The following is a 25,372-nucleotide window of genomic DNA, read 5'->3' on the forward strand; positions in this document are numbered from 1 at the left end:
CTATTCGTAGCGGAGGGCGTCGATGGGCCGCAGCTTCGCGGCCTTGTTGGCGGGATAGACACCAAAGACCAGGCCGATCACGGCGGAGACGGCCAGCGAGAGCCACACCGTCCATGGCTGGACCTCGGGCTGCACACCGAGCACCGGGAAGGCGCTGCCGGCGAACCCGATCACGATCCCGGCCACACCGCCGATCACGGAGATGATCAGCGACTCGATCAGGAACTGGGCGACGATGCTGCCGCGGGAGGCGCCGATCGCCTTGCGGATGCCGATCTCCCGCGTCCGTTCGGTGACGGTGACCAGCATGATGTTCATGACGCCGATGCCGCCCACCAGCAGGCTGATCGCCGCCACGGCGCCCAGCAGGATGGTCAGGGTCTGGGTGGTGTTGGTGGCGGTGGTAAGGATCTGTGCCTGGTTCCGGATCTGGTAATCGCGGTTGGTCGCATCCACGCCGTGCCGGGCGTCCAGGATCATCTGCAGTTCGTTCTGCGCCTGGTTCATCACATCCGCGGACGCCGCCTGGACCGTGATCGAGGCAAGCGTCGGCGCGTAGCCGGTGAACTTGCTCTGCGCCGTCGAGAGCGGGACCACCACGATGTCATCGGGATCGTTCAGGCCGGAGGAGCCCTTGGCGGTGAGCACCCCGGACACGGTGAAGTTCTGCCCGTTGAGCTGGATGGTCTGGCCGACGGCGGAGGCGGTGGAGGCGCCGAAGAGGTCCGAGGCCACCGTGGCGCCGATCACCGCGACCGGAGCGGCCCCCTGCTGGTCCGCGTCGGTGAAGAGGCTGCCGGCGGCCACCGTGCTGTTGCTGATGGTGAAGTAGGGCGCCGTGGTGCCGAGGAAGCTCGCCACAGAGTGCGTGGCGTTGTTGTACGTCCCGGTCACCCCCTGTGCCTGCACGATCGGCGCGGTGCGGGCGACGTCGGGCGCCAGCACCGGGTCCGTCAGCGCCTTCTCGTCGTCCAGGGTGAGGTTGGTGCTCCTGGTCCGGGTGCCGCTGACCGCGGTGCCGGCCCCGGCCCGTCCGCCCACCGACGTGGAGCGGCTGACGGTCAGCACGTTGGTGCCGAGTTTGCCGATCTGCGCCTTGATGGCGTTGCTGGTGCCGGCGCCGACGGCGAGCAGGACGATCACCGCGGCGATGCCGATGAGGATGCCCAGCGTGGTGAGCACCGAGCGCAGCTTGTTGGCCGCGACGCCGGCCAGGGCGAAGCGCGCGGACTCCAGGAGGCTCACTGCGCCGCCGCCAGGGCGGGGACGCGGAGCGGACGCTGCCGGACGTCGGAAATGATCCGCCCGTCCTGCATCCGGACCACGCGGCCGGCGCGCTCCGCCACGTCCATCTCGTGGGTGATCATGACGATGGTGCGGCCGGCCGCGTGCAGCCGTTCGAACAGGTCCAGGATCTCGTCGGAGGACCGGGAATCGAGGGCGCCGGTGGGTTCGTCGGCGAGGAGCAGCACGGGGTTGGTGACCAGCGCCCGGGCGATCGCCACGCGCTGCTGCTGGCCGCCGGAAAGCTGGGAGGGTTTGTGGTCGGCGCGGCTGGCGAGGCCGACGGCGTCGAGCATCGCCAGCGCCCGGGTGTGCCGTTCCTGCCGGCCGACGCCCGCGTAGGCGAGCGGCATGGCCACGTTGTCCGCGGCTTTGGTGCGGGAGATGAGGTTGAAGTTCTGGAAGACGAAACCGATCTTGCGGTTGCGGATCTGCGCCTGCTGGTACTCGTCCAGGTCAGCGGTGCGGATGCCGTCGAGGAAGTAGCCGCCCGAGGTGGGGGCGTCCAGGCAGCCGATGATGTTCATCATGGTGGATTTGCCGGACCCGGAGGCGCCGATGATGGCCACGAAGTCACCGCGCTCGATTCCGATGCTGACGCCGTCCAGGGCCCGGACCTCGGCCTCTCCCCTGCCATAGACCTTGCTGACGTTGGTCAGCTCGATGACCGCCGCCATGGCCTACTGGCCGCCGTTCCGGCTGCCGCCGCCGCGGGTGCCGCCGCCGAACCCGGCCCCGCCAAAGCCGGCGCCGCCCTGCTGGGTGGTCCCGGTGCCGCTGTCCAGGGTATTGGAGATGGCGGGCAGCTCGATCTGGTCGCCCTCGGAGAGCCCGGTCAGGATCTGGGTCCTGCCGTTGGCGGTGATTCCGGTGGTGACCTTGGTGGGGGTGGTGACGCCGTTCCGGGTGACGTTAACGGTCTGCCGGTCGCCGCTGGTGGTCACCGCGAGGCTCGGGACCAGGAGCGCGTTGTCCGCGACGGCGGTGGTGACGGTGATGTTGGCGCTCTGGCCCAGGCGCAGGCCCGCGGGCGGGTTGGCGATGGACACGGTCACCGGGTAGGTTACGACGCCGTTGGTGGTGCTGGAGGTCTGCGCGATGGAGACCACCTTGCCGGTCACCGGTGCGGCGGTGGCCGGCTGGGCGTTGCCTTGGGCGTTCAGGGCCGGGAAGACGAACTGGGCGGTCTGCTCCGGCTTCATGGCGGCGATGTCCGACTCGGAGAACCCGGCCACCACCTGGAGGTGCGTGGTGTCGCTGATGGTGACCAAGCCCGCGGAGGAGCCGCCGCTGGCCGCGGTGGTGCTGCTGCCGGCGGAGGCGGCGGACCCGCCCGACGTCCCGCCGCTGCTTGCGCCGCTTCCGGTGGACCCCGCCGCCGCGGAGCCCGAGCCGCCGGAGGACCCGGCGAGGGCGCCCACCGTCGCGTTGACGGCGGTGACCGTGCCGGCAGCCGGGGCGTTGACGTTGCAGGAGGCCAGGTTGGCCTGCGCGGTCTCCACAGCCACCTGGGCACTTGTGATGTTGGTACCGCCGGCGGAGGCCGCGGAGTTCTGGGCGTTACCCAGCGCGGTGGAGGCGGTGGCGAGCTGCTGCTTGTCCTTGAGCTGGGTGGAGGAGGACTGGTTCTGCGCGTTGGTGAGCGCCTGCTGATCCTTGGCGAGCTGGTTCTGGGCCGCGACGACGGGGTCCGTCCAGTTGGCCGGTTTGGGGTTGGGCACCGGCTGCGTCTGGGCCGCGGTGACGGCGGCGTTGTCCGCGTCCACGGCCTTCTGCGCCGCCGCCACGGCCGCGGCCTGCTGGGCGGCGTCCAGGTTGGCGGACTGCTGGGCGTTGACGAGGCTCTGGTTCGCCGAGGACACCTGCCCGGCGGCACTGACCTCCTGCTGGTTGGCCTGCGCGGTGACGGAGGCGAGCTGGGCCTCGGCGGTCTTGAGCGCGTTCTGGGCGTTGGTGGGATCGATGGTCAGCAACTGCTGGCCCGCGGCGACCTGTTGGCCGGCGGCGGCGCTGACGGAGATGATGGCGCCGGTGCAGTTCTGGGCGTTGACCACGGTGGTGGTGGCGGAGGTGACGTTGCCCGAGGCGGTGGCCACCGAGGAGATGCCGGCCTTGGTCACCGCAACCGTCCGCACCGAGGCGGCCGGGGTGGTGGACCCTGCGGCCGTGACGGAGAGGTAGGTGCCCGCTCCGAGCGCCAGAATCAGGGCGCCCAGGGCAGAGTTGATGACAAGGGTTTTTGAGGTCATGGCTGGACGGTATCGGCCGTGGCTGGGGGAATACCGGGAAAAGGGTTGGAGATCGCCAGCGATCAGGGCGCGGGCCGCCGCCACGTCTCCCGGAGCCTCCCGCCGTCGAGTTCCAGGACCCGGTGTGCGACCGCCCGTGCGTAGGCGGCGTCGTGCGTGACCAGCAGGACTCCCGTGCCGCGTGCGGCCGCGTCCGTGACGGCGGCATGCAGCCGGTCCAGGCCGTGCCGGTCGAGGCCGACGGTGGGTTCGTCGAGCGCCAGCAGGGCCGGGCGGCGGGCAATCACGGTGGCCAGGGCCAGGAGCCGCTGCCGGGACGAGGGCAGCTCGGCGGGGTGCGCGGCGGCGGCGCCGGCCAGGCCGACGGCGGTGAGGGCGTCCATGGCGCGCGCCGTGGGGTCTCCGTCCGGGCCGGCCAGCCGGCGCAGGCCGAAGCCAACCTCGCGCAGCACGGTCCGTTCGAACAGCTGGTCCCGGGGCTGCTGGAAGAGCAGGCCCACCGAGTCCGCCACCCGGCCGGCCGGGACCCCGGCGATGGGATCGCCGAGGACCCTGACCTCACCCTGTCGCGGCCGCAGGAGCCCGTTGGCCAGCCGCAGCAGGGTGGACTTCCCGGCGCCGTTGGGGCCGGTCACGGCGACGATCTCGCCGGGCACGACCGCGAGGTCGAGCCCGCGCAGCAGCGGAGGGGTGCCGGCATCGTCCGCCTGCTCACTGCCGAGCCGGGGCGGGGTGGCCCGGAGCCGGGACAGCAGGCGCCTCGAACGCGCCGGGCCGGTGCCGCCGGGCGCGTAGCCGAAGCCGACGTCCCGCAACTCCAGGACGGGGGCGGCGGCAGGGTCGACCGGCGCCGGGTGCCGGACTCCCCCGGCCGCGTCGCCCGCCAGGACCCCGGCGTCCCGGAGCACCTGCCCCGGGATGTCGTAGGGCTCCCCGGCCGCCACGGCCGTTCCATCCGCCAGGACCAGCCAGTGGGCGGCGCTGCGGGCGAGCCCGTCGGCGGCCTGTCCGAGCACGACGACGGCGGTCCCGGCCGCCCGGAGGTCGCCCACCAGGCGCGCGATGCCCTGGGCCCCGGCCGGGTCCAGCGAGGCGAGCGGTTCGTCCAGGATCAGCACCTCGGGCTCGCCGATCACGGCGCAGGCGACGGCCAGGCGTCGCAGTTCGCCGCCGGAGAGCCGTTCCGGGTTCCGTTCCAGCAGGCCGCCGAGTCCGGTCCGTTCGGCCGTGAGGGCCACCCGCCGGAGCATCTCGGGGCGGGGCACACCGCGGTTCTCCAGGCCGAAGGCAAGTTCCTCCGCCACGGTGTGGCGGACGGTGGAGAGCATGGTCGCGGCGTCCTGCGGCACGTAGCCCACCCGGACGGACCAGGCGGCGGGGTCGATCCGGGGGTCGCCGTCCTCGCCGGTGAATTCCAGGCGTTCCCCGCCGAGCGCCAGGCCGCCGCGGAGGGTGCCCGCGGAGCCGGCGCGGAGCCAGCCGGCTAGGATCTTGCCGAGGGTGGTCTTGCCGCTGCCGGAGCCGCCGAGGACGGCGGTGAGGGTGCCCGGCCGCAGGGTGAGGTCGACGTCGCGCAGCGCCGGAGCGTTGTCGCCGTGATAGCTGAAGCCACGGATCTCGGCGGCAAGGAGGCTCATGCTCCAGCCCCCAGCAAGCCAATAGCCAACCAGCCGCCGGCAAGCCGGACCGCAACGGCCGCGGCCGCGATCAGCAGGGCACAGGCGCGGAACACCCGCTGCCCGACCGGGTCCTCGAGTTCCCGGTAGCTGGTCCGCGGGCCCGGGTTGCCGAAGCCGCGCGCGTCCAGGGCCTGGGCACGGAGGCCGGCGTCGTCCACGAGGGCCAGGACCAGCGGGACAGCCTGCAGCCGGGCGGCAACCAGCCGGGAGAGGAAGCCGCCGGAGACCACCAGGCCGCGGGCTTCCTGGGCCTGCCGGATGCGTTCCAACCGGGCGGCCATCCCGGGCGCCAGCGTCAGGGCGGAGGCGAGCACGAAGCTGAACTGTGGCGGGATCCGCCGGGCGGCGAGGGCGGCCAGCAGGTCGGGCACGCTGACGGTGAAGGAAAACAGCAGCAGCACCAGCACCGAGGCGGTGGTGCGGGTGGCCAGCTCGAGGGCGAAGGCAAGACCTTCGGTGGTGACCCGGGCCGGTCCCCACTCGGCCAGGACTGTGCGTCCCTCGGGAAAGAAGAGCCCGTGCAGCACCAGCAGGGAGAGCAGGAGCGGGGCGAGGATCACCGCCGCCGAGCCGAGCACCCGTCCGGCCACGCCGGCCCCCGCGGCCAGCAGCGCCGCACCGGCGGCGACCGCCAGGGACAGCGGCCAACTGCCGGCCGCCGTCGTCACGACGGCGGTGCAGGCCGCCGCCGTGAGCGCGGTGAGCGGGTGCAGCCGCACCCTAGGCGTCGGGCGCGGCCGGGGCCTTGCCGGCCAGGACCCGGAAGCGGCGGACGAAGGGGAACTGGAAGGTGGTGCGGCGCGGCAGGGCGTAGGCCAGGAGGGCGGCGATGGTGAAGACGATCGCCTTGTCCATCGGGTCCGAGATCAGGGCCTGCTTGGTGATGGCGGCCAGCAGGGTGTCCCCCATGACCCGGAAGGCGCTGACCAGGGCGCCGGTGCCCAGGCCGGCGGTGCCGCCGTAGACGAAGGCCGCGATGGGCGCGGAGACGACGCCGGCGAGGATGCCGGTGACGAACCCGGCCACGGGCGCAAGGTAGAAGCGGCGGAACAGCCCGGCGCGGGCGGCCATGCCGGCGAGGAAGCCGATCAGCGCGGCGCCGGCGGCGAACGGCAGGACGGTGGGGTTAAAGAAGGACCAGATGATGCTGCCCAGGACGCCGGTGGCGGCGCCCGCGGCCGGTCCGGCGAGGACCGCGACCAGGACGGTACCCACCGCGTCGATGTAGAACGGTAGCCCGGTGGTGCCGATCAGCTGGCCGAGGACGACGTTGAGCACGATCGCCACCGGCATCAGCACCAGGGTGGAGGTGGGCAGGGTCGGCAGGACGGCCACGAGCAGCAGCACGGCGCCGAGCAGGAAGCCGCCCAGGGCCACGAGGGCGGAGGCGCTGGTGGGGCCGTCGGCCAGTTCCACGGGCTGGGTCAGGACCAAGTAGACGTAGGTGGCGGCGATGGCCACGGCGCCGACGATCTCCAGCAGCAGGCGACGGCGGCCGCGGGGTTCACCGTCGCGGGGTCTGGTCGCGGGGAGAGTCAGGGGCTGCTGTGACATGGGGATCCTTCGGCTGGGGTCGGCAAAGTCCGCCTGATGTCACCTCGGCGCAGCTACCATCTTAGCCTTTTCGGACCCTGGTGACCGGCCCGGGGTTCGGGCTGGGATCCGGCCCGGGGTTCGGCATCGGTTCCGGGCCCAGGGTGCGGGCCAGCGCCCCGACCGAGCCGACCAGCTCGGCGAAGCAGGCATCGGGGTCGTTGCCGGAGACAATCCGGGCGTTCGGCGGCAGCCCCCAGAGTCCGCGGAAGTCCGCCACCGTGGTTCCCATCAGCAGCGGCGAGTCCGTTTCGACGTCGACCGTCGCCAGCCGGGTGCTGAATGGGGTCCGCCCGGCGGCGGCGCAGGCGGCGAACGCGTCGTGCACGTGCGCCACGTAGCCCTGGTCGTAGAGCCGGTGGAACTCCATGTAGAACCGGAGTGCGTCCGAAAGGCAGGCCACCAGCGGATTCGCGGCGGTGCTGCGCAGGCCCTCGGGCTGCTCCGGCAGCACCAGCTCCGGCGCTGGCAGCCCGGCGGCCTCCCCCAGCCGCCGCAGGTGTTCGGGCCGCATCTCGATCCGTTCCGTGGTTTCCAGTGCGCAGACAATCGGCAGCTTGTCCTCGGGCAGGCCACGATAGGCCGCGTAGACCTCCTTGGCCGCGTGCGGGTCCACGTGGGTGTTCCACTCCGCTGTCGGCGTCGTGTTGCCCTGGTAGTAGAAGCTGCCGCCCATGATCACGAGGGTCTTCAGCAGCCGCGGCAGCTCCGGTTCCCGGCGCAGGGCCAGGGCGAAGTTGGTCAGCGGACCGGTGATCAGGCCGGTGAGCTCGCCGGGATGGGCGCGGGCCTCCTCGATCCAGAGGTCGACGGCGTGCCGGTCCGAGATGGGCCGGGCCGGGGCGGGGAGCTCGGCGTAGCCGATCCCCTGCGGCCCGTGGGTTTCCTCGGTGGTGACCAGAGGGACCTGCAGCGGGACCTCTGCGCCGGTAGCCACCTCGATCCCGCTGCGGCCGCAGAGTTCCAGCAGCGAGAGGGTGTTCAGCGCCACCTGCCGGGCACCCACGTTCCCGGCGGTGCAGGTGATGGCGTGCACCTCCACCTCGGGGCGGGAGAGCAGGTAGACGATGGCGAGGGCGTCGTCGATCCCGGTGTCGACGTCCATCAGGATGCGGGGACCGGCGGCCGGGGCGCCGGGGACGGGCTCGCTCAGAACAGGGCAACCTTCGGCGTGCGCGGGAAGATCTCGTCCAGCTCGGCCCGTTCGGCGGCGTCAGGGACCCAGGCGACGGCCGCGGCGTTCTGCCGGACCTGTTCGGGGCGGGTGGCGCCGGCGATGACGCTGCTGACCGAGGGCTGGGCGGCGAGCCAGGAGAATGCGACCTGGATCTCGGTGAGGTCCCGTTCCGCGGCGAAGGCGGAGAACCGGCCCAGCTGGTCCCAGTCGGCGTCGTTGACCAGGTTGGTGCGGGTGTGGCTCAGGCGCGAGCCCTCGGGGGCCTGGCCCTTGGCGTACTTGCCGGTCAGCAGGCCGTTGGCCAGCGGGAAGTAGGGCAGGACGCCCAGGCCGTAGGCCTCCGCGGCGGGGGTGACTTCCTGTTCGGCACGGCGGTCCAGCAGGTTGTAGTGGTTCTGGCTGGAAATGAAGCGGGCGCCGCCGCGGGCGCGGGCCACGTATTCGGCCTCGGCGATCTGCCAGCCGGCGCGGTTGGAGTGGCCGATGTAGCGGACCTTGCCGCTGGTCACGAGCTCGTTGAGCGCTTCGAGGGTCTCCTCGATGGGGGTGTGCGGGTCCGGGGTGTGGAACTGGTAGAGGTCGATCCAGTCGGTGCCGAGCCGGCGCAGGGAGGCCTCCACGGCGCGGATGATGTACCGGCGGGAGCCGCGGGCGCCGAAGTCGTTGCCGTTGGCGCCGTTCATGTCGAGGCCGAACTTGGTGCCGATGACGGCGTCGTCGCGACGGCCGGCGAGGGCCTTGCCCAGCATGGTTTCGCTCAGGCCCGGTTCGCGGCCGTAGACGTCGGCGACGTCGAAGAAGGTGATGCCGGCGTCGAGCGCGGCGTGGACGACGGCGTCTGTTCCCTCCTGCGTCTCGGTGGCGGTGCCGGCCCGGCCCAGGTTGTTGCAGCCGAGGCCTACGGCGGAGACGGTCAGTCCGGAATTTCCTACGCGTCGGTAATCAGTCATGGAATTCAGCCTATAACGGCCTACCCGGCGGGGAGTTCCAATCCGTGCTCGTCCATGGCGTCCTGCAGCTGGGCCAGGGTGCGCGGGCAGATGCCCGGCATGCCGGCGAGCTGGCGGCGGCCCAGCGGGACCAGGTGTTCCAGCGTCTCCACCCCGGCGTGCGCCAGGGAGCGGCGGGCCGGAGCGGCCAGTCCCGCGGGGAGAGGGGTGCTGCCGGGTCGTGGGGATTTGCGCGTCATTGCGTGTCCTTCCAGTCGCTGCCCCCAATTCCAGGTGAGCCGGGTCCGGCTCCGTGCAGGTGCCGCCGGCTACAGCGAGAAGCTGGAGGACGGCTTGGCGGAGTGTTTCAGTTTATAGTCCGTGGAGCCATAAGGCGCCGCCCCGATGCTGAGTTTGGTGAAGTCCAGGGCCTCGCCGCGGATGCAGACCTTGATCGCGTTGACCGTTTTGGCCACGTCCGGGGTCAGGCAGAAGATGTTCAGCTTGGCGTCCGAGAACTCGGACCGGTCCACCACGCCCAGGCCGCGCCAGGCCAGGTGGCTGATCAGCGCGTCCTTGGCCTTCTCCTCGAGGTAGCGGTCCCGGCTGGTGCCCTCCTTGGTCTTGAGGGCGTACTGGGCCACCACCCAGGACTGCTCCTCCTCGGGGATCTCGGCGTAGCCGTCCTCGGCGCATTGGGCGGCGAAGGCCTCCATGAGGGATTCGCCGGCGTCCGGGTCGGCGACCTCGGTCTCCTCGGTCTTGCTCTGGTGTCCTACCACGCCGTGGTTCATCACGAACTCGGAGTATTCCTCGTCGATCCAGGCCTCCCGGAAGTGCAGGACCCCTTCCTCGTCGCGCTTGTAGACGCGGATGATGCCGCTCATGCTGTGTGTCCTTTGGTGGTTCGGTCAGAGGATCGGCAGGCTGCCGGTGCTGGGGTGTTCCTGGCCGGGCAGCGGGCGCGCGAACGGCACCTTCGTGCCGAGGACCTGGGCCACGACGTCGTGCGTGATCTGCTGGGCGGTCAGGCCGACGCGTTCGAGTACCTGGCTGCGGGTGCCGTGGTCCAGGAATTCGACCGGCAGGCCAACCTCGTTCAGGGCGGTGTCGACGCCGGCGGCGCGCATCTCCTGGCGGATCCGGGAGCCGACGCCGCCGGCCCGGACGCCGTCCTCGATGCAGATGACCAAGCGGTGGTGGGAGGCGAGGGCGATCACCGAGGCGGGCACGGGCAGCACCCAGCGCGGGTCGATGACGGTGGAGCTGATGCCCTGCGCCCCGAGCCGGCCGGCGACGTCGAGGGCCAGCTCGGACATGGCGCCGACGCTGACGATCAGCACGTCGTTGTCAGTGGAGCCGGCGGGCCGGCGGGCGAGCACGTCCACGCCGTCGGCCAGGCGTTCGAGCGCCTCGACCTCGGCGCCGACGCTGCCCTTGGAGTAGCGCAGCACGGTGGGGGCGTCCTCGATGGCGACGGCCTCCCGGAGTTCTTCCTTCAGCCGGGTGGCGTCGCGCGGGGCGGCCAGGTGCAGGCCGGGGACGATCTGAACCATCGCCATGTCCCACATCCCGTGGTGGCTGGCGCCGTCGGGCCCGGTGACGCCGGCGCGGTCCAGGACCACGGTGACGCCGGCCTTGTGCAGGGCCACGTCCATCAGCAGCTGGTCGAAGGCGCGGTTGAGGAAGGTGGCGTAGACGGCCACCACGGGGTGCAGGCCGCCGAAGGCCATGCCCGCGGCGGAGGTGAGGGCGTGCTGTTCGGCGATGCCGACGTCGAACACGCGCTCCGGGTGCCGCGCGGCGAACTTGTGCAGGCCCACGGGGATCAGCATGGCGCCGGTGATACCCACGATGTCCTCGCGCTCGTCCGCGATGTCGGCGATCTCGTCGGCGAAGACGGAGGTCCAGGACTTGGCGCCGCCGGCCTCGGTGGGTTCGCCGGTTTCCGGGTCGATGATGCCGACGGCGTGGAACTGGTCCGCCTCATGGGCGCGGGCCGGGGCGTAGCCGTGGCCTTTCTCGGTCATGGCGTGCACGATCACGGGCCCGGCGTAGTTCTTGGCCGTGGAGAGGGCGTTTTCCATCGCCTGGAGGTTGTGGCCGTCCACGGGGCCGATGTACTTCATGCCGAGGTCCTCGAACATGCCCTGCGGGGCCCACCAGTCCTTGATGCCCTTCTTCATGGCGTGGAGGCTCTTGTAGGTGAACTGGCCCACCGGGCCACCGCTCTGCAGCCGCTTCTTCCACCAGTCCAGGGCACCCTCGTAGGCGGGGGCGGCACGGAGTGAGTCGATGGTGGGGCGCAGCGAGGCGAGGTAGTCGGCGAGGCCGCCGACGGTCGGGGCATAGGACCGGCCGTTGTCGTTGACGACGATCACCACGCGGCGCTTCTTGTCCGCGGCGATGTTGTTCAGGGCCTCCCAGGCCATGCCGCCGGTGAGGGCGCCGTCGCCGACGACGGCGATCACGTACCGGTCGCCGTCGCCGGTAAGCCGGCGGGCGCGGGAGATGCCGTCCGCCCAGGACAGCGAGGAGGAGGCGTGGGAGCTTTCGACGATGTCGTGCTCGGACTCGCCGCGGTCCGGGTAGCCGGAGAGGCCGCCCTGCTGGCGGAGGGTGCTGAAGTCCTGCCGTCCGGTGAGGAGTTTGTGCACGTAGGACTGGTGTCCGGTGTCGAAGACGATGCTGTCGCGCGGCGAGTCGAAGATGCGGTGCACGGCGATGGTGAGTTCGACGACGCCGAGGTTCGGCCCGAGGTGACCGCCCGTCTGGGACACATTGCCGATCAGAAATTCCCTGACCTCGGCGGCCAGCTGGTCCAGCTGCGCCTGGGACAACGTGTTCAGGTCCTGCGGACTCCGGATGCTCTCCAAGATTCCCAACGGCCCTCCTTGCGGGTAGTAGACATGCCTTACAACTCTAACGCCTCGGCGTGTCCGCCGGTTTCGCACCCCGGGCCGCCAGCCGCGCGTACCGCTCCCCGCCGGGCCAGGGAACGCCGAAGCCCCGGCCCGTCTGTGACGGTCCGGGGCTTCGGGTGGCCTCGCCGGGAAGGCTCGGCCGGTGGTGCTAGCTGGCCGAAACGATCTCGGCGATCCCGTGGTAAACCCGGCGGAAAAGCGTTGCCGGGTTTACCACGGGGCCCTACGCCGAGATCTGGCGCAGCACGTACTGCAGGATGCCGCCGTTGCGGTAGTAGTCGGCTTCACCCGGGGTATCGATGCGCAGGACCGCATCGAAGCTCGTGGTGGTGTCGTCTTCTGCCGTGGCGGTGACCTTGAGGGTCTTCGGCGTGGTGCCCTCGTTGAGGGCGGTGACGCCCTCGACGGAGAAGGACTCGGTGCCGGTCAGGCCCAGGCTGGCGGCGTTCTGGCCGGCCGGGTACTGCAGCGGCAGGACGCCCATGCCGATCAGGTTGGAGCGGTGGATGCGCTCGTAGCTTTCGGCGATGACGGCCTTGACGCCCAGCAGCGCGGTGCCCTTGGCGGCCCAGTCACGGGACGAACCGGAGCCGTACTCCTTGCCGGCCAGGACCACCAGCGGGGTGCCCGCGGCCTGGTAGTTCTGGGCGGCGTCGTACACGGCGGCCTGCGGGCCGTCTGCCTGCGTGAAGTCGCGGGTGAAGCCACCCTCGACGCCGTCGAGCAGCTGGTTCTTGATCCGGATGTTGGCGAAGGTGCCGCGGATCATGACCTCGTGGTTGCCACGGCGCGAACCGTAGGAGTTGAAGTCCTTGCGCTCCACGCCGTGCTCCAGCAGGTACTTACCGGCCGGGGTGTCCGACTTGAAGGAACCGGCCGGGGAGATGTGGTCGGTGGTCACCGAGTCGCCGAGCTTGAGCAGCACGCGGGCTCCGCTGATGTCCTGAACCGGCTCCGGCTGGGCCTTCATGCCCTCGAAGTACGGGGGCTTCCGGACGTAGGTGGAGTCCTGGTCCCAGGCGAAGGTGTCGCCGGCGGGGGTGTCGAGGGCCTTCCAGCGCTCGTCGCCTTCGAAGACACCCTCGTAACCGCGGGCGAACATGCCCTTGTCGATCGAGGAGTCGATGGTCTCCTGGACCTCGGACGGGTTCGGCCAGATGTCCTTGAGGAAGACGTCGTTGCCGGCTTCGTCCTGGCCCAGCGGGTCGCTCTCGAAGTCGAAGTCCATGGTGCCGGCCAGGGCGTAGGCGATGACCAGCGGCGGGGAGGCCAGGTAGTTCATCTTCACGTCCGGGTTGATCCGGCCTTCGAAGTTGCGGTTACCGGAGAGCACGGCGGTGACCGAGAGGTCGTTGGCCTGAATGGCCTCGGAGATCTCGGCGTCCAGCGGGCCGGAGTTGCCGATGCAGGTCGCGCAGCCGTAGCCGACGATGTAGAAGCCGAGCTTCTCCAGGTACGGGGTGAGGCCCGACTTGTTGTAGTAGTCGGTGACGACCTTTGAGCCCGGGGCGACGGAGGTCTTGACCCACGGCTTGGCGGTAAGGCCCTTTTCGACGGCGTTGCGGGCCAGCAGTGCGGCGGCCAGCATCACGGACGGGTTGGACGTGTTGGTGCAGGAGGTGATCGAGGCGATCGACACCGCGCCGTGGTCCAGTTCGAACTCGCGGCCGTCGGCGGTCTTGACCGCCACGGTCTTGGACGGGCGGCCGTTGGCCTTCGGTCCGTGCGAGTGCGGGGCCTCCTCGGTGAGGTGGCTGGCGTTGGCGGTGAACGACGGCGCGTCGGAGGCCGGGAAGCTCTCATCGATCGCTTCGTCCAGGCTGCCGTCGGCCAGGTCGACCTTGACGTAGTTGCGCAGATCCTCGCGGAACTGGGCCTTGGACTCGGAGAGGATGATGCGGTCCTGAGGGCGCTTCGGGCCGGAGATCGACGGGACAACCGTCGACAGGTCCAGCTCGAGGTACTCGGAGAACTTGATCTCGCGGGACGGGTCGTGCCAGAGGCCCTGTTCCTTGGCGTAGGCCTCGACCAGGGCGACGTTCTCGTCCGAGCGGCCGGTGAGGCGCAGGTAGTCAAGGGTGACGTCGTCGATCGGGAACATCGCGGCGGTGGAACCGAACTCGGGGCTCATGTTGCCGATCGTGGCGCGGTTGGCCAGCGGCACGGCCGCGACACCCTCGCCGTAGAACTCGACGAACTTGCCGACCACGCCGTGCTGGCGCAGCATCTCGGTGATGGTGAGCACCACGTCGGTGGCGGTGGCGCCGGCCGGGATGGAGCCGGTCAGCTTGAAGCCGACGACGCGCGGGATCAGCATGGAGACGGGCTGGCCGAGCATGGCCGCCTCGGCCTCGATGCCGCCGACGCCCCAGCCGAGCACGCCCAGGCCGTTGACCATGGTGGTGTGGGAGTCGGTGCCGACGCAGGTGTCCGGGTAGGCGCGCAGGGTTCCGTCAACCTCGCGGGTCATGACGGTGCGGGCCAGGTATTCGATGTTGACCTGGTGCACGATGCCGGTTCCCGGCGGGACGACCTTGAAGTCGTCGAACGCGGTCTGGCCCCACCGGAGGAACTGGTACCGCTCGCCGTTGCGCTGGTACTCGATCTCCATGTTGCGCTCCAGTGCGCCGGAGTTGCCGAAGGCGTCGATCTGCACGGAGTGGTCGATGACCAGTTCGGCCGGTGCCAGCGGGTTCACCCGGGTGGGGTCGCCGCCGAGGTCCTTGACGGCCTCGCGCATGGTGGCGAGGTCGACAACGCAGGGCACGCCGGTGAAGTCCTGCATGATCACGCGCGCCGGCGTGAACTGGATTTCAGTGTCGGGCTCGGCGTTGGGATCCCAGCCGGCCAGGGCGCGGACGTGGTCGGCCGTGATGTTGGCGCCGTCCTCGGTCCTCAACAGGTTCTCAAGCAACACCTTGAGGCTGAACGGAAGGCTGTCTGCGCCTTCGACGGAGTTCAACCGGAAAATCTCGTATTCGGTACCGGCTACATTAAGTTTGCCTTTTGCACCGAAGCTGTCCACAATGCTCATCGCAGGACTCCTCTCGCAACTGTTTCATCTTTGTCGCGCCGCAGACCCCTAAGCTAGTTAGGCAAGCCTAACCAAGCGCTTCGTGGGGTGCTGAGCCCGCGCGACGTCGGACTACTCCGCCCATCCTAGTGGCCCGGGCCCCCGGGAGTCAGCAACGCCACCGTCTCCAGGTGGTGCGTATGCGGGTAGAGGTCGAACCCGCGCAGGGACTTCAGTGCCCAGCCCCGCTGCTGGAAGTAGCCGACGTCGCGGGCGAACGACGCCGGGTCGCAGGAGACGTAGGCGATGGCGCGCGGCGCGGAGTCCACGAGCTGGCTGACCACGGCCTTGCCGGCGCCGGCCCGGGGCGGGTCCAGGATCAGTGCGTCGAAGCTGCGCGGCTTCTGCCGCAGCACCCGTTCGACCTTGCCCTGGACAATTTCCACCTGCGGGGCGTGGTGCAGGTTCTTGCGGGCGTCCCGGCTGGTGCCGGGCGAGCCTTCCACGGACAGCACGGAGCCGGTGACCCCGACGGCGTCGGCCAGCGCGGCGGTGAAGAGCCCGGCGCCGGCGTACAGGTCGGCCACCGCCGAGCCGGGGGCGAGGTAGCCGCCGTCGTGCAGGGCCTCCTTGACCGCGCCCACCAGGGTCTCCGGGGCGTGGCGGTGGATCTGCCAGAAACCGTCGCCGGTGACGCGGAAGTCATGGCCGGCGGCGGTTTCCTGCACCCAGGTACGGCCGCGCAGCTGGGTGACCTCACCGGTGGCGGGGTCCAGCCGGGCGACGGAGACCCTCTCCGGCAGGCGGGCCGCGATGGCGGCGACCCGCTGCGGGCGGGTGCCGGGGGCGGGAACCAGCAGCACCAGCGGCCGGGAGCCATTGGCCGGGGCCGCGACCTCGATCCGTTCGATGCCCTGCAGGTCCTGGTCCCAGAGGCGCAGGTCATTGATGCCGTCCACGGCCAGCGGCATCTCGCGGACCGCCAGGACGGCATCGGAGCGGTAGGCATGCATGCCCAGCTGGCCGGACGGGGTCATCGCGAAGCCGGTGCGGGTGCGCCAGCCGAGGCCCGGCGCCGCCGAGGACCCGTCCTCCCCCACCGCCTCGACGTGGCCGGCGCCCGGGAGGCCGGCCAGGGCGTGGGCGTCGATGCCCGCGAGGCGGTGCAGCTGCTCGGCCAGGACCTCGGCCTTCATCCGGCGCTGCCGGGCCAGGGAGATGTGGCCCAGTTCGGCGCCACCCACCGGCGGGTGGCCGTGGGCCCAGGCGCGGCGCGCGTCGGCGGCGTGCCAGAAGTGTTCCACCCGGTCCTCGGAGGCCTCGAGCACCTCGATGACGTCGCCGCGCCAGAACTTGGCACCCTCGGCGTCGTCGGTGAGCCTGATGCGGACCTTCTCCCCCGGGATGCCGTGCCGGACGAAGATGACCCGGCCCTCGTGCCGGGCCACGGCGTGGCCGCCGTGGGCCACCCGGCCGACGTCGACGACCAGTTCGGTGGCGGCGGGGGTCCGGGGGTCGGTGCTCATTGAATATCCTGCAGTCTCTTGGCTTCTTCGGACGATTTCAGCTGCCACGGCACGCTGGCGACCATCACTCCGGGTTCGAAGTGCAGCCGGGTCTTGATCCGCAGGGCGGTCTGGTTGTGCACCAGCTGCTCCCACCACTTGCCCACCACGTACTCGGGGATGTACACCACGATCAGGTCCCGGGGTGAGTCCCGGCGCATGTTCTTGATGTATTCCATGATGGGCGTGACCGTTTCCCGGAACGGGCTGGCCAGGACCGTGATGGGCACCGGGATGTCCAGCTTTTCCCAGTCCGCGAGGGTCTGCTCGGTCTCCTCGGGGCTGATGTCCACGGTGATGGCGTCCAGCCGGGACGGCCGGGACGCGCGGGCGTAGGCCAGGGCGCGGAGCACGGGCTTGCGGACGTGGGAGACCAGCAGCACGGCGTGGACACGGGTGGGCAGGGCGCGCGGCGAGGAGTCCTCGTCCACGGCGAGTTCCTTGGCGACGTTGTCGTAGTGCGCCCGGATGCTCCACATGATCAGGAACAGGATGAACATGGCCAGCAGGGCGATCCAGGCGCCCTGCTCGAACTTGGTGATCAGCACGATCACCAGCACCAGGCCGGTCATGCCGAAGCCGATGGTGTTGATGGTGCGGGACTTGAGCATCCGCAGCTTTGCGGCCGGGTCCTTGGCGAGCTTCAGCTCCCGGCCCCAGTGCCGGATCATGCCGAGCTGGCTGAGGGTGAAGGAGATGAAGACGCCCACGATGTAGAGCTGGATCAGCTTGGTGACGTCGGCGTTGAAGGAGATGATCAGCACCAGCGCGCCGGCGGCGAGGGCCAGCACGCCGTTGCTGAAGGCCAGCCGGTCGCCGCGGGTGCGCAGCTGGCGGGGCAGGTAGCCGTCCTGGGCCAGGATGGAGCCGAGCACCGGGAAGCCGTTGAACGCCGTGTTGGAGGCGAAGACGAGGATGACGCCGGTGGCGGCCACCACGATGTAGAACGGGATGGAGCCGGCGCCGAAGACCGTCTGCGCGATCTGGCTGATGGCCGGGTTCTGGATGTAGCCCTCGTCCACGGGCTGGCCGTTGAGCAGGAACTCCTTGGCAGGGTCCTGCACGATGTGCACCTTGGTGGCGTTGGCCAGGTAGATGATGCCGGCCAGCATGGACGCTGCGATGACACCGAGGAGCAGCAGCGTGGTGGCGGCGTTCTTGCTCTTGGGCTTCTTGAAGTTGGGCACGCCGTTGCTGATCGCCTCGACGCCGGTGAGGGCGGCGGCGCCGGAGGAGAAGGCCCGCAGCAGCAGGAACGCGCCGGTCAGGCCCACCAGGCCCTCGTCGAAGCCGGCCGCCGGGACGATCTCGAACTCGGCCGACGGCGCCTGGCCCAGCTGGCCGGTGACGGCCTGGAAGACGCCGACGGCGGTCATGCCGAGGATGGAGGCCATGAAGATGTAAGTGGGGACGGCGAAGACGCTGCCGGCCTCTCGGATGCCGCGCAGGTTCACCAGGGCAAGGATCACGACGCCGATGGTGGCGATCGCGGCCTGCTGGCCGTGCAGCGAGGGCACGGCCGTGGTCAGGTACGCCGCGGCCGAGGACATGGACACCGCCACGGTCAGGACGTAGTCCACCAGCAGGGCCGAGGCGACGGTCAGGCCGGCGTATTTGCCGAGGTTCTCGTTGGCGATCTCGTAGTCGCCGCCGCCGGAGGGGTAGGCGTGGACGTTCTGCCGGTAGGAGGCGACCACCGTCAGCAGCACCACCATCACCGCCAGACCCACCCACGGCGAGAACGCCACCGCGCTGACGCCGGCCAGGGCCAGGGTCAGCAGGATTTCGTCCGGGGCGTACGCCACCGAGGACAGCGCGTCCGAGGCGAAGATCGGAAGCGCGATCCGCTTCGGCAGCAGGGTGTGGGCCAGACGGTCGTTGCGGAAGGGACGCCCCACCAGCACCCGCTTCACGGCATTGAAAATTGTCAGCACCAGACAAAGTTAGTCTGATTCGCACCCGATGTCATGGCGGCCGGGGCGCGGCTGCCGGGCCCCGGTGGCCGGTAGAGTTTACGCAGCAACGTGAGACAGACGCTTTAGGAGGCACATGTGGCGCACTTCGTGATCATGGGTTGCGGCCGGGTGGGTGCCACCCTGGCGCACACCCTTGAGGACGCCGGCCACTCGGTCGCCATCATCGACCAGGACGACCGCGCCTTCCGGAGGCTCCGCACCGGCTTCACCGGCCGCAAGGTCACCGGCGTCGGCTTTGACCGCGAAACGCTCAAGCGCGCCGGCGTCGAGGAGGCCTACGCCTTCGCCGCCGTCTCCAGCGGTGACAACTCCAACATCCTGGCCACCCGCGTCGCCCGGGAGACCTTCCACGTCCCGCACGTGGTGGCCCGCATCTACGACCCGGGCCGGGCCGAGATCTACCAGCGCCTGGGCATCCCCACGGTCGCGGCCGTGCGCTGGAGCGCGGACCAGGTGCTGCGCCGGATCCTGCCCGAGCAGCACCTCGCCGGTGACTTCCGCGACCCCTCCGGCCGGCTGGTGCTGGCCGAGGTGGACCTCGACGCCGGCTGGGTCGGCCACCCGCTGACCGCCATCGAGAAGGCCGCGGACATCCGCATCGCTTACCTCACCCGATTCGGCGAGGGGATGCTCCCGGCGCCCGGCATGTCGTTGCAGGACGGCGACACCGTCCACGCCATGCTCAGCGTGGACCGCACCTCCGAGGTGGCCCACATCCTCGCCAAATCCCCCGCCAAGGAGTCCTAAGTGAAGGTCGTCATCGTCGGTGCCGGCAGCGTCGGTTCCTCGATTGCCCGCGAATTGCTCTCGCACAAGCACGAAATCCTGCTGATCGACCTGAAGCCGGAGGTGATCGGCCGCAGCGGCCTGCGCGGCGCGCATTGGCTGGTGGGCGACGCCTGCGAGCTGAGCACGCTCAAGGACGCCCGGCTGGAGGATGCCGACGTTGTCGTCTCCGCCACCGGCGACGACAAGGTCAATCTGGTGGTCTCGCTGCTGGCCAAGACCGAATTCGGCGTGGGCCGCACGGTGGGCCGGGTGAACAACCCGAAGAACGACTGGATGTTCGACGATTCCTGGGGCGTCGACGTCGCGGTCAACACCCCGCAGCTCATGACGGCGCTGGTGGAGGAGGCCGTGGAGATCGGCGACCTGGTCCGCTTGCTGACGCTGCAGACGGGTGTCTCGTCGCTGGTGGAATTCACCGTGCCGCACGATTCGCACGTGATCGGCCTAACGGTGGGCGCCATCGAATGGCCCGAGGACGCGACCCTCGTGGCGATCCTCCGCGACCAGGCCCCCATCACCCCCAGCCGGGACGACGTGATCGACGGTGGCGACGAGCTGTTCTTCGTCACCACCATCGCCGCCGAGGACGAGCTGCGGGCCCTGCTCTCGGCCCCGGAAACCGGCGACGGCGACTCGGACACTGCGGCGGATACCGCCGGGTCCGGCGATGACTACGACGGCCGCTCCGGCCAGCCCTCGCACAGCCACGCCATCGAGGACGACGGCTTCGACGGCTAAGGCCCCGACCGCCCGACGGCCCGCGTGCCGCCGCCGGGCCGACCCACCTGACTGACAGCTGAGGCCGTTATGAGCGTTCATAACGGCCTCAGCTGCGAGCTAGATGGGTTCGACGGGATGCTCGGCGTCGGCTGCCGGCGCGGCGGGCCGGGTCAGGAGCCAGGCCACCCAGAGGCCCAGGATGTACAGCGGGGCGCCCATCAGCAGCCGGGTGGTGGCGAGGGCGGCGAGGCCCTGCTCCCCCATGTAGTACAGCGGCACCTGGACCAGCAGGCGCAGGGCCAGGACCGTGATGATCACCCAGGTCCCGATCCGGTAAGCCTTCACGCGGGCCGGGTCCTTGCGCCAGTGCAGTCCCTCGTTGCGGATGAAGCCGAACAGCAGCCCGGCGATCGGCCAGCGGACGGCGATCGAGATGCTCATCGCTACGATGTAGCCCAGGTTGGTGAAGAAGCCCAGGACGTAGAAGTCCTCGGCCTTGCCGGTGGTGTTGGCAAGCCAGGCGGAGAGGCCGACGCCGGCGATGCCGGCCAGCGCCTGGGTCAGCGGCTTGCGCTGGACCAGCCGGGCGACGGTGAAAGCGGCGGCGACGGCGAGGGCGCCCACCAGCGCCGGGGTCAGCTCACGGGACACCGTGAAGGCGATCAGGAAGACCAGGCCGGGCAGGATGCTCTCGGCCAGGCCCTGGACGCCGCCGGCGCTTTTCAGCACGTCGATGTTGCCGTTGCTGGTGCGGTGCAGGCCCGCCTTCGCGGCGTAGTCCTCCGCGAGCTGGGCCACGGTCGGTTGGGTGCCCGCGGGCTGCGCCTCGCCGGGCCGGGTGGAGCCGGACTGGGATTCGCGGGGGCGGGGGTCCTGGAACGGGGAGCTCTCGGGCATGGTCAGTGTTCCTCCAGGCGGGACAGGATTTCGTAGCGCGGGTTGAACATGGTGGGCAGGCCGTCGCGGACGGTGACCATCCCCTCCAGCTTCAGCTCCAGTCCGGCGTGGACACCCGGGATGCGGCGGCGCCCCAGCCACACCACGCGGAGGCGGTCCGCGGCCACCTGACGGCGGCGGCGGGCGGTGGGCGGTGCGGCGTCCGCCGGGACTCGGCGGGGCCTCGCCGCGGGGGCGTCGTGGTCCGTGATGATCGCGGTGAATGCCGCGACCTCGCCCGCGGGGGCGTAGGTGACGGATTCGATGAAGCCGCGGCAGAGGACGCGGCCGCGCTCGGGCAGGCCGCGGACCGGGACGGCGTCGGAGGACAGGCCTCCGGGGGCGTCACCCAATCTGGGTGGTCTCCGGTCCGCGTTCGGGCTGGTCCAGGGTGGGGCGTCCGGCCGTGCCGGGGACCGTGGCGCTGGTGTCCTTTGGCAGGCGCAGCTGCAGCAGGTCGCGCGGCGGCATCGGGTTGTCTCCGCGCACCACCACGATCCTGCGGAAGAGGTCCTCCAGGTCACGGGAGGCTTCCCGGTCCAGGGCCGCTTCGCCGCCGAGCACACCGCGCAGGAACCAGCGGGGGCCGTCGACGCCGATGAAGCGGGCCACCCGGTAGCCCTCGCTGCCGTCGCCGGCGGGGAGCTTCGCGACGAGTTCGATGCCGAAGTGGCCCTCGATCTCCTCCACCTGGCCGCCCTGGCTTCCCACGGACTGGCCGATCTGCTCGCGGATCTCGTCCCACAGTCCTTCGGACCGGGGAGCCGCGAAAGCCTGCAGCTGCAGGCTGGAGCCCTCGAGGTCCATGGTCACGGCGACGACGCGCTGGGTGGCCTCCTCGACCTCGAGCCGCAACTGCAGGTTCTCCCGCGGTGCGATCAGCAGGGCGCCGAGGTCCACGTAGCCGTCCTGGTTCTCAATCTCCGAGACGTCGTACGGGCCGGACCCGCGGACGGCCGTGTCCGCGGCCTCGTCGGCGCCGGTCTCCGGGGCCTCGACGGCCTCGCTCGGCTGTTCCTGCTTGGCTTTCCTGCCACGCCCAAAAACCATGGGGTTGTCTCCTTCGTTGTGTTCCGGCGCTGCTCGTCCGGGGCGGCCCGGGTGTGCCGGCCTGACGGACCGGGCGGTGTAGCTGGGGCCGGTCAGGCCTGCGTCGCGCCGAACCCGCCGGTGGAACCGAAACCGCCGGTGCCGCGGACCGAATCGCTGAGCTCCTGGACCGGAACGAACTCCGCGTGCTCCACACGCTGGATGACCATTTGGGCAATTCTATCGCCGCGCCGGAGCTCGATGGACTCGGAGCGGTCCGTGTTCAACAGGGTTACCGCAATTTCCCCGCGGTAGCCGGCGTCGACGGTGCCGGGGGCGTTCACCACGGTCAGTCCGTGCTTGGTGGCGAGGCCCGAGCGCGGGTGAATCAGCGCAACGTAGCCGACAGGAAGGGCGATGGCGACGCCGGTGTGCACCAGTTTCCGCTCGCCGGGTTCCAGGATGACGTCCTCGCGGGCGCGCAGGTCCGCGCCTGCGTCGCCGGGGTGCGCGTACGACGGCGGTTCCAGCCCGTCGTCGAGCATCTTCAACTGGACCGCCAGGGTGGGACCAGGGACGGCGTGCGCGGGGGTTGTTTCTTCAGTCACAGTCCCCCACTGTAACGCCCGCGGAAAGGTTCGGCCTACCGCGGCGCCGGGCGGGAGGATGCCTTCGGTGCCCGGGCATCGGGGCCCTCCCGTGACGTCCCGCCAAGGTGAAATAGCCCGGGAAAAGTGGAAAGCTGGCCTCATGCCCGAATCCAGCGCCGCTGTGCCTGCCTCCAACCAGACCCCCGACGAATCCACCGTCCTGTTCAGCGAAAAGCTGTGGCCGAGCTTCTGGATCTGGCTGGTGGCGGCAGGACTGTCGGCGGCCGGCATCCTGGTGTTCGCCCCGATCAGCATGACCGCGGGCATCACCGCGGCGGTGGTGCTCTTCGTGATCCTGGCCGTGCTGCTGATTGTCTCCACCCCGTCGCTCCAGGTCACCGCGGGGACCCTGCGAGTGGGCCGGGCGACGATCGAGCGCCGCTTCGTCGGTGCCGTGGAGGCCTTCGAGGGCGGGGAGGCGACGGCGGAACGCGGCCCCCGGCTCAACGGGCTGGCCTTCATGTGCATCCGCGGCTGGATCGATCCGGTGGTGCGGATCGAGATCACCGACCCGATGGACCGGACGCCGTACTGGCTGGCCTCGACCCGCCGTCCCGCCGAGTTCGTCGCCGCGCTCAAGCGCTAAGCCCCTGAACCGCTGAACCGCTGACGTCTTAACCGCTAATCCGCCGCCGGGGCGCTTCGAGGGCCCGCCTCAGCCCTCGCACTCCACGCAGTACTTCAGGCCGTCCTTTTCCCGGGCGATCTGGGAGCGGTGCCGGACCAGGAAACAGGACGCGCAGGTGAATTCGTCCGCCTGGGCGGGCATCACCCGGACCAGCAACTCCTCGCCGGAGAGGTCCGCGCCGGGGAGCTCGTATCCCTCGGCAAGATCGGTCTCGTCCTCGTCCACCACCGCGGAGGGCTTGTCGGTCCGCCGGGTCTTCAGTTCCTCGATCGAGTCCTCGTTGAGGTCCTCTTCGCTCTTCCGCGGCGCGTCGTAGTCTGTCGCCATTACTTTTCGCTCACACTCCGCACTTGTTGGGGTTGTCGCCGTCGCCGTCCGCCGGGGTCTTTCTCTTCCCCGCCCGGTCCGGGTCCGGTTCACCGGCGTCAACGCCGGACGGGTGTTTTTTGTGCCCGGCGTCGGGTCATTCTTGCCTACGCGGGTTCAGCACGCCAGAGTCTGGCGGACGCCGTCGGGACGTGATGGCCCGGGCGTTCACCCAATGCCCGCCAGAGACGCCCTCGAAGGTCGGAAAATGCCGGAAATTCGCGGCGCGCCCTCCCTCTTCACCGCTTTTAGTGCCCGGCAGTGGCAGAGTTTCGAGTGTTAGCAATGCCAGGGTGGAGGATTTGTATGCAGGATCTACGGCTTGTAGGCGTCCACGACGATGGAGAGCATCTCCTGTTCAGTGGCGCCGGCGGCGAGATGTTCCAGCTGCCGATCGATGAAACGCTTCGGGCTGCCGTGAACCGGCCCTCGAAGACTGCCCCGGGCCCGGCGCCGGAGCCCATTGCCATGTCCCCACGGGACATCCAGGCCCGAATCCGGAGCGGCGCGACTGCCGCGGAGGTCGCCGAGCTTTCGGGCCTGCCGCTGGCCAAGGTTGAACGCTACGAAGGCCCAGTGCTGGCCGAGCGCGAATACGTCGCCCAGCAGGCGCGCCGGATCGAGGTTGCGTCCCCCACGGCGGGCCACGAGGGTTACCGCTCACATTTCGGCGACCAGCCCGCCACCCTGGAGGAAATGGTCAGCCACCGGCTGCGCGCCTACGGCGTCGCTCCGGAGACCGTGGAGTGGGATTCCTGGCGGCGCTCCGACGGCCTGTGGAACGTGGTGGCGGCGTTTTCGCTGCCGGCCGGCGGCCACACCGCCATCGGCGAGGAGCCACCCGCCACGTGGACGTTCAGCCCGGCGCTGAAGTCCCTGCAGAACGCCAACCGCTGGGCGCAGCAGCTCAGCGAACTCGAGCCGATGGACGGGCCCGTCCCGTCCCGCCGGCTCTCGGCCGTTTCCGACCGGCCCTTCGACTTCGAGACCGACGCCGAGGCCGCCGCGCGCACGGCGACGGCCCAGCTCAGCATCGTCCCCGCCGACAGGTCACTGCCCGGGGATACCCGACAGGACCGGGATAACGACGGGCTGCTGGACATGCTACGCTCCCGCCGCGGGCACCGGATCGGGGTGGACGAGGATGCTGATGACGCGCTGGCGCTCATGCTGAGCCAGGGCGTCCCGGCGGCCCACCCCCGGCCCTCCGAGGTTCCCGCCCCTGGCGATGCCTCCGACAGTGAAAGCGACACCGACGCCGGGTCCGACGCCGGTACCTCCGATGACGCCGACCTTCACAACCCCAACGGCACGGGCACCACCGGCGCGGCCGAAGCTGGCGATGCCGACACGACCGCGGAGCCGGAGAAGCCTTCCACTCCGGCGGCAGCCAAGGCCGAACCGCATTCCATCCCCGGGCCGGACGCCTTCACCCGCCGCCGCGATGCCCGGCCCTCGATGCTCTCCCGGCTGACGCTGGCGCCGCGGCACGACGCCGCAGACGCCGGCGACGCGTTGCGGCTGCACGACGGGGTCAGCACCGAAACCCGGGAAATCACGATCGCGGCCTCCCAGCTGCGCCCGGTGCGCGGCACCGGCCAGGGGCCGACGTCGAGCCCTGGACTGGACGAACTGCTGGGCGGCGGAACCTCGCGGCGCGCGGCACGGCCGGAGTCCCCCGAGCAGCCCCGGACCCCGGACGGCATCTTCCCCGCCGGCAACCGGAACCCGGAACTGTCGCGGTCTGAGGCGCGGGCCGAGCGTGCCGCTGAGACGCCCGAACGCCAGCCTGCCAAACCCAAGCGCTCCAGCGTCCCCAGCTGGGACGACATCGTTTTCGGCACCCGCAGCGAGTAGCCTCCGAG

The 25,372-nt window shown here is 70.5% G+C and carries 23 protein-coding genes; 4 read left to right on the top strand and 19 right to left on the bottom strand.

The window, feature by feature from the left end; translation table 11 throughout:
- The 14 genes from AB0305_RS10945 to AB0305_RS11010 form a co-directional block, all read right to left on the bottom strand.
- Positions 1 to 1,245: an ABC transporter permease gene (locus tag AB0305_RS10945; protein ID WP_364137712.1), complete on the bottom strand. Its 1,245-nt coding sequence runs from the start codon at positions 1,243 to 1,245 to the stop codon at positions 1 to 3.
- Positions 1,242 to 1,961: an ABC transporter ATP-binding protein gene (locus AB0305_RS10950; protein WP_290258096.1), complete on the bottom strand. Its 720-nt coding sequence runs from the start codon at positions 1,959 to 1,961 to the stop codon at positions 1,242 to 1,244. Before AB0305_RS10950 ends, AB0305_RS10945 begins: the two co-directional genes overlap by 4 nt.
- Before the next feature lie 3 nt (positions 1,962 to 1,964).
- Positions 1,965 to 3,533 carry an HlyD family efflux transporter periplasmic adaptor subunit gene (locus tag AB0305_RS10955; RefSeq protein WP_364137714.1) on the bottom strand — a complete coding sequence of 523 codons (1,569 nt, stop codon included), beginning with the start codon at positions 3,531 to 3,533 and terminating at the stop codon, positions 1,965 to 1,967.
- Positions 3,534 to 3,595: 62 nt separating this feature from the next.
- Positions 3,596 to 5,170 carry an ABC transporter ATP-binding protein gene (locus tag AB0305_RS10960; protein ID WP_364137716.1) on the bottom strand — a complete coding sequence of 525 codons (1,575 nt, stop codon included), beginning with the start codon at positions 5,168 to 5,170 and terminating at the stop codon, positions 3,596 to 3,598.
- Complete coding sequence (locus tag AB0305_RS10965; RefSeq protein WP_364137718.1) at positions 5,167 to 5,931, bottom strand: energy-coupling factor transporter transmembrane component T; 765 nt, start codon at positions 5,929 to 5,931, stop codon at positions 5,167 to 5,169. Before AB0305_RS10965 ends, AB0305_RS10960 begins: the two co-directional genes overlap by 4 nt.
- Position 5,932: 1 nt before the next feature.
- Entirely contained in the window at positions 5,933 to 6,766 is an 834-nt protein-coding gene (locus AB0305_RS10970) for an ECF transporter S component (protein ID WP_364137720.1), read from the bottom strand.
- Between the two features lie 61 nt (positions 6,767 to 6,827).
- On the bottom strand, positions 6,828 to 7,910 hold the full coding sequence (locus AB0305_RS10975; RefSeq protein ID WP_364137722.1) for a nucleoside hydrolase: 1,083 nt from the start codon (positions 7,908 to 7,910) through the stop codon (positions 6,828 to 6,830).
- Positions 7,911 to 7,954: 44 nt separating this feature from the next.
- Entirely contained in the window at positions 7,955 to 8,932 is a 978-nt protein-coding gene (locus tag AB0305_RS10980) for an aldo/keto reductase (RefSeq protein ID WP_364137724.1), read from the bottom strand.
- 20 nt (positions 8,933 to 8,952) lie between these two features.
- Positions 8,953 to 9,171, bottom strand: a complete 219-nt coding sequence (locus AB0305_RS10985; protein WP_290258105.1) for a hypothetical protein — start codon at positions 9,169 to 9,171, stop codon at positions 8,953 to 8,955.
- A 69-nt stretch (positions 9,172 to 9,240) separates the two neighbouring features.
- A complete protein-coding gene (locus AB0305_RS10990; RefSeq protein WP_364137726.1) occupies positions 9,241 to 9,798 on the bottom strand; it encodes a hypothetical protein in 558 nt (185 codons plus the stop codon).
- A gap of 24 nt (positions 9,799 to 9,822) precedes the next feature.
- Entirely contained in the window at positions 9,823 to 11,796 is a 1,974-nt protein-coding gene (dxs, locus tag AB0305_RS10995) for a 1-deoxy-D-xylulose-5-phosphate synthase (RefSeq protein WP_364137728.1), read from the bottom strand.
- 262 nt (positions 11,797 to 12,058) lie between these two features.
- Positions 12,059 to 14,869 carry an aconitate hydratase gene (locus AB0305_RS11000; protein WP_364137730.1) on the bottom strand — a complete coding sequence of 937 codons (2,811 nt, stop codon included), beginning with the start codon at positions 14,867 to 14,869 and terminating at the stop codon, positions 12,059 to 12,061.
- Between the two features lie 125 nt (positions 14,870 to 14,994).
- The gene (locus AB0305_RS11005; protein ID WP_364137732.1) at positions 14,995 to 16,374 is read right to left on the bottom strand and encodes a TRAM domain-containing protein; all 1,380 of its coding nucleotides are present in this window, start codon (positions 16,372 to 16,374) and stop codon (positions 14,995 to 14,997) included.
- Complete coding sequence (locus AB0305_RS11010) at positions 16,371 to 18,347, bottom strand: APC family permease (protein ID WP_364137734.1); 1,977 nt, start codon at positions 18,345 to 18,347, stop codon at positions 16,371 to 16,373. The genes AB0305_RS11005 and AB0305_RS11010 overlap by 4 nt, the downstream gene beginning before the upstream one ends.
- A 117-nt stretch (positions 18,348 to 18,464) precedes the next feature.
- Here AB0305_RS11010 and AB0305_RS11015 point away from each other — a divergent pair, with 117 nt between their 5' ends.
- Positions 18,465 to 19,136, top strand: coding sequence for a TrkA family potassium uptake protein (locus AB0305_RS11015; protein WP_364137736.1), 672 nt, complete (start codon positions 18,465 to 18,467; stop codon positions 19,134 to 19,136).
- Positions 19,137 to 19,916, top strand: a complete 780-nt coding sequence (locus AB0305_RS11020; RefSeq protein ID WP_364137738.1) for a TrkA family potassium uptake protein — start codon at positions 19,137 to 19,139, stop codon at positions 19,914 to 19,916. It abuts the gene before it with no gap.
- A gap of 99 nt (positions 19,917 to 20,015) precedes the next feature.
- Here the strand turns inward: AB0305_RS11020 and AB0305_RS11025 are convergent, their stop codons facing one another.
- From AB0305_RS11025 to dut, 4 genes are all read right to left on the bottom strand, one after another.
- Complete coding sequence (locus AB0305_RS11025; RefSeq protein ID WP_364137740.1) at positions 20,016 to 20,795, bottom strand: DUF3159 domain-containing protein; 780 nt, start codon at positions 20,793 to 20,795, stop codon at positions 20,016 to 20,018.
- 2 nt (positions 20,796 to 20,797) lie between these two features.
- Positions 20,798 to 21,187 (bottom strand): hypothetical protein, encoded by a 390-nt coding sequence (locus AB0305_RS11030; protein ID WP_290258114.1) that lies wholly within the window; start codon positions 21,185 to 21,187, stop codon positions 20,798 to 20,800.
- A complete protein-coding gene (locus AB0305_RS11035; RefSeq protein ID WP_364137742.1) occupies positions 21,180 to 21,884 on the bottom strand; it encodes a DUF3710 domain-containing protein in 705 nt (234 codons plus the stop codon). The genes AB0305_RS11030 and AB0305_RS11035 overlap by 8 nt, the downstream gene beginning before the upstream one ends.
- A 92-nt stretch (positions 21,885 to 21,976) precedes the next feature.
- Positions 21,977 to 22,471 (bottom strand): dUTP diphosphatase, encoded by a 495-nt coding sequence (gene dut / locus AB0305_RS11040; protein ID WP_364137744.1) that lies wholly within the window; start codon positions 22,469 to 22,471, stop codon positions 21,977 to 21,979.
- 142 nt (positions 22,472 to 22,613) lie between these two features.
- Between dut and AB0305_RS11045 the strand changes: the two genes are divergently transcribed.
- Positions 22,614 to 23,099, top strand: coding sequence for a DUF3093 domain-containing protein (locus AB0305_RS11045; RefSeq protein ID WP_364137746.1), 486 nt, complete (start codon positions 22,614 to 22,616; stop codon positions 23,097 to 23,099).
- A gap of 69 nt (positions 23,100 to 23,168) precedes the next feature.
- Here AB0305_RS11045 and AB0305_RS11050 read toward each other — a convergent pair whose 3' ends face one another.
- Positions 23,169 to 23,468, bottom strand: coding sequence for a DUF4193 domain-containing protein (locus AB0305_RS11050; RefSeq protein WP_364137748.1), 300 nt, complete (start codon positions 23,466 to 23,468; stop codon positions 23,169 to 23,171).
- A gap of 345 nt (positions 23,469 to 23,813) precedes the next feature.
- Here AB0305_RS11050 and sepH point away from each other — a divergent pair, with 345 nt between their 5' ends.
- Positions 23,814 to 25,364, top strand: coding sequence for a septation protein SepH (gene sepH / locus AB0305_RS11055; RefSeq protein WP_364137750.1), 1,551 nt, complete (start codon positions 23,814 to 23,816; stop codon positions 25,362 to 25,364).
- Positions 25,365 to 25,372 lie beyond the last annotated feature (8 nt).

The sequence above is a fragment of the Arthrobacter sp. NPDC080086 genome, assembly GCF_040702285.1.

Bases quoted from the DNA above. Each gene is read 5' to 3' on its own strand.
- AB0305_RS10950 (WP_290258096.1), bottom strand. From the start codon at position 1,961: ATGGCGGCGGTCATCGAGCTGACCAACGTCAGCAAGGTCTATGGCAGG.
- AB0305_RS10955 (WP_364137714.1), bottom strand. From the start codon at position 3,533: ATGACCTCAAAAACCCTTGTCATCAACTCTGCCCTGGGCGCCCTGATT.
- AB0305_RS10960 (WP_364137716.1), bottom strand. From the start codon at position 5,170: ATGAGCCTCCTTGCCGCCGAGATCCGTGGCTTCAGCTATCACGGCGAC.
- AB0305_RS10970 (WP_364137720.1), bottom strand. From the start codon at position 6,766: ATGTCACAGCAGCCCCTGACTCTCCCCGCGACCAGACCCCGCGACGGT.
- AB0305_RS10975 (WP_364137722.1), bottom strand. From the start codon at position 7,910: ATGGACGTCGACACCGGGATCGACGACGCCCTCGCCATCGTCTACCTG.
- AB0305_RS10980 (WP_364137724.1), bottom strand. From the start codon at position 8,932: ATGACTGATTACCGACGCGTAGGAAATTCCGGACTGACCGTCTCCGCC.
- AB0305_RS10985 (WP_290258105.1), bottom strand. From the start codon at position 9,171: ATGACGCGCAAATCCCCACGACCCGGCAGCACCCCTCTCCCCGCGGGA.
- AB0305_RS10990 (WP_364137726.1), bottom strand. From the start codon at position 9,798: ATGAGCGGCATCATCCGCGTCTACAAGCGCGACGAGGAAGGGGTCCTG.
- AB0305_RS11000 (WP_364137730.1), bottom strand. From the start codon at position 14,869: ATGAGCATTGTGGACAGCTTCGGTGCAAAAGGCAAACTTAATGTAGCC.
- AB0305_RS11005 (WP_364137732.1), bottom strand. From the start codon at position 16,374: ATGAGCACCGACCCCCGGACCCCCGCCGCCACCGAACTGGTCGTCGAC.
- AB0305_RS11025 (WP_364137740.1), bottom strand. From the start codon at position 20,795: ATGCCCGAGAGCTCCCCGTTCCAGGACCCCCGCCCCCGCGAATCCCAG.
- AB0305_RS11035 (WP_364137742.1), bottom strand. From the start codon at position 21,884: ATGGTTTTTGGGCGTGGCAGGAAAGCCAAGCAGGAACAGCCGAGCGAG.
- AB0305_RS11045 (WP_364137746.1), top strand. From the start codon at position 22,614: ATGCCCGAATCCAGCGCCGCTGTGCCTGCCTCCAACCAGACCCCCGAC.
- AB0305_RS11050 (WP_364137748.1), bottom strand. From the start codon at position 23,468: ATGGCGACAGACTACGACGCGCCGCGGAAGAGCGAAGAGGACCTCAAC.
- sepH (WP_364137750.1), top strand. From the start codon at position 23,814: ATGCAGGATCTACGGCTTGTAGGCGTCCACGACGATGGAGAGCATCTC.